Origin of the sequence: Bilifractor sp. LCP21S3_A7, from assembly GCF_052118825.1 — a bacterium.
In the GTDB taxonomy this organism is placed as follows: domain Bacteria; phylum Bacillota; class Clostridia; order Lachnospirales; family Lachnospiraceae; genus Bilifractor.
The window spans coordinates 148,883-163,233 of sequence record NZ_JBQKGL010000002.1 but is presented as its reverse complement, the minus strand read 5'-3'; the positions used below and the strand labels follow the sequence as shown (position 1 = coordinate 163,233).

Annotated in this window: 9 protein-coding genes; 6 read left to right on the top strand and 3 right to left on the bottom strand. The window is 51.6% G+C overall.

Translation table 11 applies throughout. The features are described from left to right. The first annotated feature begins 107 nt into the window (after window positions 1-107). A complete protein-coding gene (locus ACTQ1O_RS02450) occupies window positions 108-1,961 on the top strand; it encodes a hypothetical protein (protein ID WP_441485944.1) in 1,854 nt (617 codons plus the stop codon). Window positions 1,962-1,975: 14 nt separating this feature from the next. Continuing rightward, complete coding sequence (locus tag ACTQ1O_RS02445; RefSeq protein ID WP_441100897.1) at window positions 1,976-2,656, top strand: TIGR00266 family protein; 681 nt, start codon at window positions 1,976-1,978, stop codon at window positions 2,654-2,656. Window positions 2,657-2,842: 186 nt separating this feature from the next. Here ACTQ1O_RS02445 and ACTQ1O_RS02440 read toward each other — a convergent pair whose 3' ends face one another. The 3 genes from ACTQ1O_RS02440 to ACTQ1O_RS02430 all read right to left on the bottom strand — a co-directional run bounded on the left by ACTQ1O_RS02440 (window position 2,843) and on the right by ACTQ1O_RS02430 (window position 8,989). Further along, window positions 2,843-3,919, bottom strand: coding sequence for an iron-containing alcohol dehydrogenase family protein (locus tag ACTQ1O_RS02440; RefSeq protein ID WP_441485943.1), 1,077 nt, complete (start codon window positions 3,917-3,919; stop codon window positions 2,843-2,845). Between the two features lie 51 nt (window positions 3,920-3,970). Beyond that, window positions 3,971-4,273 carry a hypothetical protein gene (locus tag ACTQ1O_RS02435; protein ID WP_441474842.1) on the bottom strand — a complete coding sequence of 101 codons (303 nt, stop codon included), beginning with the start codon at window positions 4,271-4,273 and terminating at the stop codon, window positions 3,971-3,973. A gap of 477 nt (window positions 4,274-4,750) precedes the next feature. After that, entirely contained in the window at window positions 4,751-8,989 is a 4,239-nt protein-coding gene (locus ACTQ1O_RS02430) for an acyl-CoA dehydratase activase-related protein (protein WP_441485942.1), read from the bottom strand. A gap of 292 nt (window positions 8,990-9,281) precedes the next feature. Here ACTQ1O_RS02430 and tgt point away from each other — a divergent pair, with 292 nt between their 5' ends. The 4 genes from tgt (at window position 9,282) to ilvD (ending at window position 14,137) form a co-directional block, all read left to right on the top strand. After that, window positions 9,282-10,577 carry a tRNA guanosine(34) transglycosylase Tgt gene (gene tgt / locus ACTQ1O_RS02425; RefSeq protein ID WP_441100893.1) on the top strand — a complete coding sequence of 432 codons (1,296 nt, stop codon included), beginning with the start codon at window positions 9,282-9,284 and terminating at the stop codon, window positions 10,575-10,577. Between the two features lie 173 nt (window positions 10,578-10,750). Then, a complete protein-coding gene (gene yajC / locus ACTQ1O_RS02420) occupies window positions 10,751-11,071 on the top strand; it encodes a preprotein translocase subunit YajC (RefSeq protein WP_441100943.1) in 321 nt (106 codons plus the stop codon). Window positions 11,072-11,295: 224 nt separating this feature from the next. Further along, window positions 11,296-12,390 (top strand): 3-isopropylmalate dehydrogenase, encoded by a 1,095-nt coding sequence (gene leuB, locus ACTQ1O_RS02415; RefSeq protein ID WP_441485941.1) that lies wholly within the window; start codon window positions 11,296-11,298, stop codon window positions 12,388-12,390. A 73-nt stretch (window positions 12,391-12,463) separates the two neighbouring features. Next, entirely contained in the window at window positions 12,464-14,137 is a 1,674-nt protein-coding gene (gene ilvD, locus ACTQ1O_RS02410; protein WP_441100891.1) for a dihydroxy-acid dehydratase, read from the top strand. Window positions 14,138-14,351 lie beyond the last annotated feature (214 nt).

Sequence of the window (14,351 nt, the reverse complement as noted above, 5' to 3'; positions counted from 1 at the left end):
CCGATATCAGTATATTTAAATCATAAGACGGAAGCGCGCATACGACTGATTAAAGATTCTGAATCTATTATACACGAGGAATGAAAAATGTGGAAGGAGGTATTGCAATGAAACGGACGAGGAAATATTTACAAAATGGTTGTGCCATCCTGATGGCTGGTATTCTGATTCTCTCGACAATGATTCTTGCCGGCTGCGGCGGAAAAAATATGAAGGGAAGCAAATATCTGGGGAAGTGGAATGCTGTCTCAGCCGAAATGTCGGGGATGGAATTTGCCGTGTCGGATTTCATGGATGAATTTTCTTTCGTATTTAATGAAGATGGGACCTGCGAGGCACATATCGATGATGAAGTAGAGAAAGGAAAGTGGGAGGAGACAGAGACCGGGATAATAATTAAAGACTCCAAGGACACGATGGACTTAACCGATAAGGATGGAGACCTGTATATTGAATATGAGGGAGTCAGCTTTCGTTTTGAAAAAGAGGGGAGTGAAGGCGTCAGCTCAGGTTCATCGTCAAAACCGGCAAGCGAAATAGTAACGGAGAGCACCTCATCTCAAAGTGTGACCGCAGCAGACAGCACTTCTGCCGGTGTGTCAGGGCCGCAATCAGAGGCAGACGGCAGCCGGGATACAAGCGGTACACATCTGGAAATGAAGCTCTGGGATATCTATTATCCGGAAGGGTGGACAGAGAACGAAGATTACAAGGGAGACAGTGAGACCAGCAGCTATGGACGGCTGGATTATAAGCAGGGGGATACTGTTCTGACGGCTGTGAATATTTCTGCGACAGTAGAAGACTGCAACGATTATCGGGATTTTCTCCATACGTCCGGTATTGACGCACACGCGCTGGCAGTCGATAAGACCGTGGAGCAGAAGAACATCGGCGGGGTTCCCTGTGTTTTCTCTGAAACGACGAGCTGGGGCGAACCGGTTCTGACCTATATGGGGAGAGATGTTGGTTCCGGAACCACGGTAAAGGTAAGTATATCCGGTGAATATTCCGATCCTGCGGTAGAGAAGCTGATAAGCAACCTGGCATTTCATCTGAAGGATACCGGAAATGAGGATTATCCCTGGCCGTGGGAGGGAGAGGCCTTCACTACGGATCATGAGCATTCCAAGATGATCGCGGATACTACGATAACCTCTGTATGGGTTCCGGTTGAGGAACCGCTTCTGGCGCATGACATTTTCAGCGGAAAGATGGCTGCGGTTGGTGACAGAGTGTTTATATTACTGGATAATGTTTTGTATGAATACACACTGGGAGACTCACTGACACTGAAGAATACCATGAAGCTGGAGGATGATTATGAAGAACTTTCCGCAGACCAGAACGGAAATCTGTACCTGACAGGCTTTATGTCTCCGATGCTTACGGTAAAAGATGGTCAGATTATTGCGACAAACGACGATATTGACCAGGCGGTTATACACAGCAGCGGAACCTGGGGTCTTTCATGGTTTTTCGGGTCAGAACCGGAGAAAGTAGTCTTTGACGGAAGTAAGGCCTCGAAAGAAGCATGGTCCGGTTTTTCCAACGAGAGTATCAATACTGTGAGCCTGAGTGAAAACCACATCTTCATCGCAGGCGAGGATCCGGATACGCAGAATGAAGCCATCTGGGTTTTGGACACCGAAGGAAATCAACAGATGGAGCTTGGAAACCAGGAATTTGGAGGAGAACAGTCTCTGGGCAGTATTACAGATATCCAGGAGACGGAAAAAGGATTTATCGGTCTGGATGGAAATATGCGGAACCTGTTATTCTGGAAGAGCGACGGCAGTTTCCTGGGATCGGCGGAGGACAGTGAGCTTTTCGGAACTAACTATCCCTGGATCAGTACAGCTGCAAGACTGTCAGACGGCACCGTGCTTGTAGGTATGACGGAGGACAGAGCGGATAATTCCGCGACAGAGTTTATCGTTTACAGAGTCAGCGGATTCTGAGAAAGGAGAGATTCATGAGGTATGAAATAAAAGGCGGAAGTCTTCCTGTGGTGGAGTGTTATCTTCAGGCCGGAGAGTCTATGATGACGGAGAGCGGAAGCATGAGCTGGATGAGTCCGAATATGAAAATGGAAACGACTTCCGGCGGAGGGATCAAGAAAATGTTCGGAAGAATGTTTTCTGGTGAGAATATCTTTCAGAATCGTTATACGGCGCAGAATGGAGAGGGTATGATTGCCTTTGCGTCCAGCTTTCCAGGATCTATCAATGCAATTGAGATTTCACCGGGTAAAAGCGTAATCGTGCAGAAAAAGGCATATCTTGCCGCACAGGAAAGTGTGGAGCTGTCTATGTACTTCCAGAAAAGCCTTGGCAAAGGTCTCTTTGGGGGAGAAGGTTTTGTCATGCAGAAGCTTTCCGGACAGGGAACCGCATTTATTGAGATCGATGGGTTCGGCTGTGAATACATCCTGCAGGAAGGACAGGAAATGATTGTAGATACCGGTTATCTTGCAGCCATGGATGAAAGCTGCAGTATGGAAGTGGTGACGGTACCCGGTGTGAAAAATATGCTGTTGGGAGGAGAGGGCGTTTTTAATACGGTGGTCCGCGGTCCGGGCAAAATTATCCTTCAGACCATGCCCATTTCCAATGTCGCAGCACTGCTGGCACCGTATTTTGATAAAAAGTCGTGACAACGAGATAAAACGCGACATTTCGCGGTGTCCGCTTAGAGGAAATGCCCTGCCCGGAATCGTTAGACGAAGCGATTCCGGACAGGGCATTAATAATTATCTTTTTATATCAATGCGCATCATGGTATTGATCGGCATAGCTGTGTTCTTTATGTCTATAACCTGAGTAGCCTTTTTCGGAGCAGATTAAAGATCCCTTGCTATCTCGTTAAGAATTTCCCTGTCGCAGTGAAACGGGGCGAGTGCCATCTTGGATTCCTGGAGCTCATCGACGGCACGGGAGAGAACCTCATCGCTTACGGTGAGCTGCTCACTTACTTCAGAATAAAATTCGCGCCAGTCGTCGAGATCCTTGAATCCGGCGAGGGAGAGAGCTTTATCTCGGAGATCCTTATCTGCGTGAGACAGATAGCCGGCCTCAAAATATCCGCATGCCTGTCCGTGAGGGATACCGGCGTTTAAGGTGAGCGCATAGGAAAGACCGTGAGGAATCGTGGTCCCGACCTGGGCGATCGACATTCCTCCCAGGACAGATGCGGTCATTAGGTTCGAAAAATCCCTATCGGACGCCCGAACCATTCCGGAGAGAATATCTCTGTTCAATGACCATGTCTTCAGGCCGGCTTCCGCCGTCATGTTGCTGTAGCTGTCAGAATGTGCGTTGATCAGGCTCTCCCACAGATGAGCCAGCGCGTCGACAGCGGTATTTCTCAGTATGGATAGAGGAAGCGATTTGAGATATCCCGGATCAGCAAGGCCAAGCGACGGAAAAATCTTGTATGGAATGGAGCCTTTGGTATTGGTCTTATGGTTCGTAAGGACAGATACTGCCGTGACCTCTGAGCCGGTTCCGCATGTGGTGGGAACTTCGATGACGGGAATGGTATCGACAGGGTTTCCTTTTTCGTAGAGATAGTCGATTCCCTTGTCGTGGTTTTTGATCATCAGTGCTGCGGCCTTTGCCGCGTCAAGCGAGGAGCCGCCGCCGATGCCGATACAGAGGTCGGCGCCGAAATCCACGGCCTGATCCCGGATTTTCATCACGGTATCTGTCGAAGGATTCTGCTCAACACCGTCAAAAAGTGTGAAGGGAATTCCGGAATCATCGAGAACACCTTCAACATCTGAGAGCGATCCGTTCTTCTTGGAAGAGTTGCCGCCGGTGACGAGGACAGCCCTGCTGCCCAGTGCGGCTATTTCTGACGCGTGATTTTTTACGCAATTCACTTCCTGATAAAGCTTTACGGGCATATAAAATTTCATGGAAAACACCTCTTTCTTTAAGAAAAACAATCCGTAATATTGACATGAATATCAGAGAGAAAGGTCATGACTGTCACCTTTTTCGTTAGAAGATTTTAGCAGTTTACGTGCATGTTCTTCCTCATCGGCGGTAACGGCGAGATGATAGAGCATCTCGTTTCGCGGCCGGACTGCCGGCTTTATCCCGCTCCAGTCCGCGGGCCGCATCTGTGCGCCGCACCCTCCGACGGGCATGGGTTCGGAAGCCCAGGTCTTTATGCGCAGCCCGGCATTTTTTAAACGATCCTCGGCTTTGTTAATCTCATCCTTATTTCTTGAATCTAGTATGGTTATCCACCTTCGGAACTTAAACATGGCATGTTCTCCTTTATTTATTCTATTATACGTTGCAGGGGAGGCTGCAACAAGAATAAATTGACAAGACAAGAATGAAGAATGAAGTAACATGAAGAATGAAGTAACATTATATCAACTGTAAGTGGTATATGAGGCGGACCATCATTACAATGGTCTTATGAAAGGATGGTGGTGACCATTATGAGTAATATTTTACAGGCGGACCGTCTGAAAAAGATATATGGAAAAGGAGACAGCAGGACGGAAGCCTTAAAGGGGATTCCATTCGATACAGGCTTTGGGATAAGGCTTGTTTTCCATTTGTAAAGGGAGGGATAAAGCTGAAGAAGGCGGTTATCTGTGCGCCGATTGTCGAACATGGCAAGGAGAAACCGTTTTAGTGAATGGCAAGGAGGAATCGTTTTAGTGCAAGATAAACAAGTGGCTGCCACACGAAATAGTGTGGCAGCCACTTGCATGAACAAAATTTTCAGATCAGTTTTCGACCTGCATATTTTTCATTGCGTTCGTCAGCATCATCTTGATCCGGTTGAGCTGGTTGACCTCGGAAGCACCGGGATCGAAGTCGATGGCGACGATATTCGCTTTCGGGTATTCAGCGCGGATTTCCTTGATGACGCCCTTGCCGACGATGTGGTTCGGGAGACAGCCAAACGGCTGGATACATACGATGTTGTTGACACCTCCGTGAATGAGCTCCATCATCTCGCCGGTCAGGAACCATCCCTCACCGGTCTGGTTGCCGACGGAGACGATCGGAGACGCATAATGAGCGAGCTCATCGATTTTCGCGGACGGCGTGAAATGCGTGCTTCGGATGAATTCATCGTTTGCGGCCTTGCGCAGCACGTTGACCGCAGCGATCCCGGCCTGTGTCAGAAGCATGGATTTCTTCTTCGTGCCATAATGGCGGTACTTGAACTTCGCATTGTAGAAGCTGTACATGAAGAAATCTACAAAGTCGGGGACGACGGCCTCGGCGCCTTCCTTCTCAAGCTGATCGACCAGATGATTGTTGGCTGCAGGGGCATATTTCACAAGGATTTCTCCGACGATGCCGACCCGCGGCTTGCGAAGACTTTCATCAACCGGCAGGCGGTCGAAGTCACGGATGATCGAGCGGCAGAGATTGGTGTAGCTGTGCCATCCGACCCTCTTGTTGGTCAGATAGTTGATGCAGATTTTTTCCCATTTTTTATGCAGGCGGTTCGCGGAGCCGGGAACCTTCTCATACGGCCTCATGCGGTACAGGCACTTCATGAAGATATCACCGAAGATTGCGGCATAAACGATCCGGATCGCCATATCAGGTGTGATCTTGAATCCCGGATTGTCCTCCAGGCCCACAAGGTTCAGGGAGATAACCGGCACCTGCGGATATCCGCCCTTCTTCAGTGCGCGGCGGATGAAAGCGATATAGTTTGACGCCCGGCAGCCGCCTCCGGTCTGACTCATGATGATAGCTGTATGATCCGGATCATATTTTCCGGAATCCAGGGCATCCATGAACTGCCCGACGACCAGAAGAGAGGGGTAGCAGGCATCGTTGTTTACATAGCGCAGGCCCTCATCAATGGAGTGCCGGTTGTCGTTGTCCAGGACGTGGAGGTGATAACCTCCGGTGTTGAAGGCGGCCTCAAGCAGACTGAAGTGTATCGGCGACATCTGCGGAGCCAGGATGGTATATCCCTCCTCCTTCATCTGCTTTGTGAATACGACCCGCTCCGCGGCGGAGTTGTGAATCTCGCGCGGCTGCGGATTTTTCTCTCTGGCGCGAACTGCGGCGAGAAGGGAACGGATCCGGATCCGGACAGCTCCCAGGTTGTTCACTTCGTCGATCTTCAGAACGGTGTAGATCTTGTTGCTGCCGGAGAGAATCTCATATACCTGATCTGTTGTTACGGCATCCAGACCGCAGCCGAAGGAGTTCAGCTGGATCAGCTCCAGGTCATCTCTTGTCTTGACGAAGTTCGCGGCGGCATAAAGCCGGGTGTGGTACATCCACTGGTCGTTTACGCGCAGAGGCCGTTCGATCGGAGCAAGGTCGGAGATCGAATCCTCGGTCAGGACGGCAACGTCGTAGGAGGTAATCATATCCGGGATTCCGTGGTGAATCTCCGGGTCAATATGATACGGACGTCCGGCGAGAACAATGCCGTGATGATGGGTTTCCTCCATCCATTTGAGGACTTCCCTTCCCTTCTTGCGTACTTCATCGCGGACATTCGCCATCTCAACCCATCCGGCGTGGCAGGCCTCGCGGACCTCCTTTTCGGGAATGTCATGGAAGACCTTTACCAGCTCGTCTGCCAGGGTCTGCTCCGTGGTCATGGCCAGGAACGGATTCATGAAGTGGATGGACGGATCCTTCAGCTCGTCGACGTTGTTCTTGATGTTTTCGGCGTACGAGGTAACGATCGGGCAGTTGTAGTGATTTACGGCTTCCGCGAATTCCTGACGTTCATAGGGAATACATGGATAGAAAATATTCTTCACACCCTGACGGATCAGCCAGGTGATGTGGCCGTGGCTGATCTTGGCGGGATAGCAGGCGGTATCACTTGGGATGGACTCGATGCCAAGCTCATAGATCTTCCTCGTGGAAGTCGGGGACAGGACAACGCTGTATCCGAGCTTGGTGAAGAAGGTGAACCACAGAGGATAATTCTCATACATGTTCAGAACACGCGGGATTCCGATTTTTCCGCGCGGAGCCTCGTCCGCGGTCAGAGGCGTGTAGCCGAAGATGCGGTTGTATTTCCACTCGTACATATTCGGGATATGGTGCGCGTTTTTCTGCTTTCCGATTCCTCGCTCGCAGCGGTTTCCGCTGATGTACTGGCGGCCGCCGGAGAAGCGGTTGATGGTTAGGCGGCAGTGGTTCGTACAGCCCTTGCAGTAGGCACTCTTTGTGGAGTACTGCAGGGTATTGATCTTGTCGATGGGAAGCATCGTGGTTTCCCTGCCCTCACAGCGGTCGCGGGCGATCAGCGCGGCGCCGAAAGCACCCATGATTCCGGCGATGTCCGGGCGGACTGCCTCGCAGTCCGCGATGCGTTCAAAGCTTCTGAGCACTGCGTTGTTGTAGAAGGTACCTCCCTGTACGACGATGTGGCGGCCAAGCTCTTTCGCGTCTGAGACCTTTATTACCTTATAAAGAGCGTTCCGGATGACGGAGTACGCGAGTCCGGCAGAGATGTCGGCTACGGTCGCGCCCTCCTTCTGGGCCTGCTTCACGCGGGAGTTCATGAATACCGTGCATCGTGTTCCGAGGTCTATGGGGTTCTCTGCGAACAGAGCCTCCTGCGCAAAGTCCTTGACGTCATAGCCCAGAGAATTCGCGAAGTTCTCGATAAAAGACCCGCAGCCGGAGGAGCAGGCCTCGTTCAGCTGGACGCTGTCGACGGCGTGATCGCGGATCTTGATGCATTTCATGTCCTGACCGCCGATATCCAGGATGCAGTCCACATCCGGATCAAAGAAGGAAGCGGCAGTATAGTGCGCGATGGTCTCGACTTCGCCTTCGTCCAGCATAAGGCCGGACTTGATCAGCTGTTCCCCGTAACCGGTGGAGCAGGAATAGGCAATCCGCGCGCCCTTAGGAAGCTTGCTGTAGATGTCCTGGATGGCGCGGATCGAGGTGGCCAGAGGATTTCCGTGGTTATTGTCGTAGAAGGAGTAAAGGAGCTTTCCGTCCTCGGAGATCAGCGCCGCCTTTGTTGTGGTGGATCCGGCATCGATGCCGAGATAACAGTTTCCCTTATAATCCTCGAGATTGCCGGTTTCGACCTTATCCCGGTTGTGGCGTTCAATAAATTCCCGGTATTCGTCTTTATTGGCGAAGAGCGGAGCCATGCGGGCAACTTCCATCTGCATCTTGACACCGTGGCGCAGGCGCTCCTTCATATCAGTCAGAGAATATTCCACGTCTTCCTTTGCATTCAGGGCAGAACCCAGAGCAGCAAAAAGATGGGAATTTTCCGGAACGATGGTATGTTCCTCGTCGAGGTTCAGAGTGCGGATGAAGCATTTGCGAAGCTCGGAGAGGAAGTGGAGCGGACCTCCGAGGAAGGCAACATGGCCGCGGATCGGTTTGCCGCAGGCAAGACCGGAGATGGTCTGGTTTACCACCGCCTGAAAAATGGATACAGACAGATCTTCCTTGGTCGCGCCCTCATTGATCAGCGGCTGAATGTCTGTCTTGGCGAAGACACCACAGCGTGCGGCGATCGGATAGATCGCCTGATAGTGCTTGGCGTATTCGTTCAGTCCGGTTGCGTCTGTCTGCAGAAGAGAGGCCATCTGGTCAATAAAAGAACCGGTTCCTCCGGCGCAGACGCCGTTCATTCTCTGTTCGATATTTCCATTCTCAAAGTAGATGATCTTCGCGTCCTCGCCGCCGAGCTCGATGGCAACGTCGGTCTGAGGAGCCTGGAACTGCAGGGCGGAGGAAACGGCGATAACCTCCTGCATGAACGGAACATCGATGTTCTGAGCGAGGGCAAGGCCGCCGGATCCGGTGATGACCGGATGAATCTGGACGTTCCCCGTTATCTTTTCCGCCTCTTCGAGAAGATCCGCGAGGGTCTCCTGAATTTTAGCAAAATGTCTCCGGTAGTCGGAGAACAGGATGTGTTTTTCCAGGTCCAGGACGACAATCTTGACCGTTGTGGAACCGATATCAATACCTAATGTATAGTTTAAATCTGACATACAATTTTACTCCTTTATATTCAGAACGATTATACGACAACGATTTTTTAAAAACAACAGCAAGGGTATCGGCCAAAAATGAAAAAATGGTAAAAAACATGGCCGGAAACGCAGGGTTTAGGACACATCCGCAAAACTGGGGTTCTAATTTTACACAATATAATGGAGCACTTGACATTGCCTGCGCAGACACCGGGGAAGGGAGTGAGACACTTGCGGGCATCGGGTAAATCCGTTATGATAAATTGTAAACAGATGATATTGCAGGTCTTTTCTGCGGAAACGGAGTATTATGGCAGAGTATAAATTGATAAAGGTAAGCGGCAGAGCGAAGCGGGCGGAGTTCAAAACCGTGCATGGTACGGTGCAGACGCCGGTTTTCATGAACGTGGGTACGGTGGGTGCCATCAAGGGGGCGGTCTCGACCGAAGATCTGGAGCGTCTCGGGACGCAGATCGAGCTGTCCAACACCTATCACCTTCATGTGCGTCCGGGAGACGAGGTGGTCAAAAAGCTCGGCGGCCTTCATAAGTTCATGTCCTGGAACAAACCGATTCTGACGGATTCGGGCGGGTTTCAGGTTTTTTCCCTGGCAGATTCGCGAAAGATCAGGGAAGAGGGCGTCACCTTCCACTCTCATGTGGATGGAAGGCTGATCTTCATGGGGCCGGAGGAGAGCATGCAGATTCAGTCGAATCTCGGCTCAACGATCGCGATGGCCTTTGATGAGTGCCCGTCCAGCGTTGCGACCAGAAAATATGTGAAAGAGTCCATTGACCGGACGTACCGGTGGCTGATCCGCTGCCAGAAGAAAATGAGGGAGCTGAATCAGAGAGAAGACACCATTAATAAGGAACAGCTTCTGTTCGCGATCAATCAGGGGGCGGTTTATCCGGATCTCCGGATTGAGCACGCGAAAAGAATCCGGGAGCTGGATGCCGACGGCTACGCGGTCGGTGGACTGGCGGTCGGTGAAACACATGAGCAGATGTATGATATTCTGGATCATGTGGTGCCGGAGCTTCCGCAGGACAGGCCTACCTATCTGATGGGAGTCGGCACGCCTGCGAATATCATCGAGGCGGTGGACCGTGGCGTGGATTTCTTCGACTGCGTCTATCCGAGCCGGAACGGGCGTCACGGGCATGTGTATACCCACAGGGGACATCTGAACCTGATCAACGCGCAGTATGAGCTGGACAGCCGGCCAATAGAAGAGGGATGCCAGTGTCCGGTGTGCCGCAGATACAGCCGGGCTTATATCCGCCACCTCCTGAAAGCAAAGGAGATGTTGGGAATGCGTCTTTGTACGGAGCACAACCTGTACTTCTACAACCATCTGACCCGGGAGATCCGCAGCGCGATCGAGGAGGACCGCTGGGATTCCTGGAAGAGAAAAGCACTGGATGATCTTCGGGAGGAGGAAGAGAAGCATGAGGCGATGAAGCAGCCGAAGTATTACCAGAAGGTCGCCAATGAGAGAATATTCCGGAAGGAACAGGGGGATACCATGAGGGATCCGCATGATACCGTAAAGGAAGAACAGATGAAAGAGGAACAGGCAGTTCGTCAGGAGACGGAGAAATGAACAAAAGTCAGTTTAGACGGGTGCGAAATTTGTGAAAACTCCATAAAATAGCTTGTCACCCGGTTTAATATCATGTATTATTATTTTTTGACAGTTATATCCGAAATCAATTACAGGGAGGAATCGTTATGATTTTTGCAAGTTCAGCTTCGGGTTCAGGCAGCGCGCTGAGCATGATCATCCTGCTGGTCGCTATGTTCGCGCTGATGTATTTTATGATGATCCGTCCGCAGCGGAAAGAGCAGAAGAAGATGCAGGCAATGCTCAGCGCCATGGAGATCGGCGACGCTGTTGTGACGACCGGAGGATTCTATGGAATCATCATCGATATCAGCGAGGACGATGTCATCGTAGAGTTCGGCAACAATAAGAACTGCCGGATTCCGATGCGCAAAGAGGCGATTGCACAGGTTGAGAAGCCGGAGCAGGCGGCTGCAGCGAAGGAAGAAAAGGCTGCTGCGGCAAAGACTGCGGAGAAGGACGCAAAGAAATAATCGGAAGATCATATTTTCAGGCACAGGAGCGCAGGTTTCTGTGCTTTTCTTTTTTGTCGGGTTATTTCGGGAATTCGGCGTTTTTTGCCGGTTGAAATGATACTTGAATTGAAGTATTATATAAACTACGAGTCAAGTATAAGTTGAATGAATGTACACATAGATGGTTTAACAGGACTTATATTAAATTATCAAAATATCAAAAGAAGAGGTGAACCTGATTCATGGAGTTTAAAATTGGTTTAATTCACGGGGACGGCATCGGACCCGAAATCGTAAACGAGGCACAGAAGGTTCTGGACGCGGTTGCCGGGAAGTATCATCACACCTTTCATTATACAAATCTTCTGCTCGGAGGAGCATCCATCGACGCAACGGGACTTCCCCTCACAGAGGAGACCGTGGCGGAGGCCAGGACATGCGATGCGGTCCTGATGGGCTCGATTGGAGGAGACGCGAAGACCTCTCCGTGGTACAGGCTGGAGCCGTCGAAACGCCCGGAGGCGGGTCTGCTTGGTATCCGCAAGGCACTGGGGCTTTTCGCGAATCTTCGCCCGGCTTACCTGTACAATGAACTTCGGGACGCCTGCCCCCTGAAGGATGAGATCATCGGGGATGAGGGCTTCAATCTGATCATTGTGCGGGAGCTCACCGGAGGCCTTTATTTTGGCGCGCGCGAGACAAAGAACATTGACGGCGTGGAGACAGCGGTGGATACCCTCAGCTACAATGAGAATGAGATCCGGAGGATCGCGAAGCGAGCCTTCGAGATCGCCATGAAACGAAACAAGAAGGTGACCGAGGTAGACAAGGCGAATGTGCTGGATTCCTCCAGACTGTGGAGAAAGGTGACAGCAGAGGTCGCGAAAGAATACCCGGAGGTTACCTATGAGAATATGCTGGTCGATAACTGCGCGATGCAGCTGGTCCGCGACCCGAAACAGTTCGATGTCATCCTGACAGAGAATATGTTCGGCGACATCCTTTCGGACGAGGCAAGCATGGTGACCGGATCCATCGGAATGCTTTCCTCCGCCAGCCTGAACGAGACGAGCTTCGGTCTGTATGAGCCGTCGCACGGCTCCGCGCCGGACATCGCCGGCAAGAATATCGCAAACCCGATCGCGACCATTCTCTCGGCGGCAATGATGCTCCGTTATTCCCTGAATCTTGATGAGGAGGCGGATGATGTGGAGTCGGCGGTTGAGAGAGTTCTCGCCGACGGATACCGGACAGGAGACATCTATTCCGAGGGCACGACGAAGGTGACCTGTTCCGGAATGGGAGATGCCATTACGGCGATTCTGAAGGAAGCGTAAGAAACGAAATTGAGATGCCGGGTTTCTCCGGCGCAAGAGGATAGATAAGTACGATTAGATGGGAGAACGGATTATGAATAGTGATCATGTAACAAAAGGCATGCAGGCGGCGCCTGCGAGAAGTCTGTTCAATGCACTGGGATTCACACCGGAGGAGATGGAGAAGCCGTTAATCGGTATTGTCTGCTCCTACAATGAAATCGTTCCGGGCCACATGAACCTGGACAAGATTGCTCAGGCGGTGAAGATGGGTGTCGCCGAGGCGGGCGGAATGCCGGTGATGTTTCCGGCGATAGCGGTCTGTGATGGTATCGCCATGGGCCACATCGGAATGAAGTATTCCCTGGTTACCCGTGATCTGATCTGCGATTCCACGGAGTGCATGGCAATCGCGCATCAGTTCGACGGACTGGTCATGATTCCGAACTGCGACAAGAATGTTCCGGGTCTCCTGATGGCTGCTGCCCGCATCAACATACCTACCGTTTTCGTCAGCGGCGGCCCGATGATGGCCGGACATGTCTACGGAAGGAAGAGAAGCCTCTCTTCCATGTTTGAGGCGGTAGGCTCCTATGCGGCAGGCAAGTTCACCGAGGAACAGGTATCGGAATATGAGAGAAAGGTCTGCCCGACCTGTGGATCCTGCTCCGGCATGTATACCGCGAACAGCATGAACTGTATCACCGAGGCACTTGGTATGGGGCTTCAGGGCAACGGAACGATCCCGGCGGTATATTCCGAGAGGCTCCGTCTCGCCAAGCACGCTGGCATGAAGGTCATGGAGATGCTGGAAAAAAATATCCGTCCCCGCGACATCATGACAAAGGAAGCATTCCTGAACGCGCTGACCGTTGATATGGCGCTCGGATGTTCAACCAATACCATGCTTCATATCCCGGCGATCGCACATGAGGCAGGATTTGATTTTGACACAGAACTGGCAAACGAGATCAGTGAGAAGACACCGAATCTCTGCCATCTCGCACCCGCTGGCGCCACCTACATGGAAGATCTGAACGAGGCGGGCGGTGTCTATGCGGTGATGAATGAGCTTTCCAAGAAGAATCTTCTGAATCTCGACTGCATGACCGTAACCGGCAAGACTGTCGGAGAGAATATCAAGAACTGCATCAATAAGGATCCGGAGATCATCCGTCCGATCGATCATCCGTTTATGGAGAAGGGCGGACTTGCTGTACTCAAGGGCAACCTGGCACCGGACACCGCAATCGTAAAACAGTCCGCTGTACTTCCGGAGATGATGGTGCATGAGGGCCCGGCAAGGGTATTCGACTGTGAGGAGGACGCGATCGCTGCGATCAAGGGCGGGAAAATCGTTCCCGGCGACGTGGTTGTGATTCGCTATGAAGGACCGAAGGGCGGCCCGGGTATGAGAGAGATGCTGAACCCGACCTCGGCGATTGCCGGCATGGGTCTTGACTCCAGTGTCGCGCTGATCACAGACGGGCGTTTCTCCGGCGCTTCCAGAGGAGCTTCCATCGGTCATGTCAGCCCGGAAGCAGCGGTTGGAGGACCGATTGCCTTTGTGCACGAGGGAGACATCATCAGCATCGATATTCCGAATCACAAGCTCGACATGAAGGTGAGCGATGAGGAAATCGCCAGAAGAAAGGCAGAGTGGGTTCCGAGAAAGCCAAATGTGACTACCGGATATCTTGCGCGTTATGCGGCTATGGTGACCAGCGCAAACCGCGGAGCAATTCTCAAGACGCCGGATGCAGAATAAATCTCAGGAATAGATCTCGCGGACGCAGGGTTTATTTAAACCTCAGGAATAGATATCGCGGACGCAGGATATATTTAAATCTCAGGAATAGATCTCGCCGGACGCAGGATATATCAGAAATAAATCCTGCCGTATATAGAATTAATCTCAACAAAGCTCACAGAAAAAGACGCAGACTGCCGGGTGCGGCGCACCCGTGCAGCGCTACATGAAA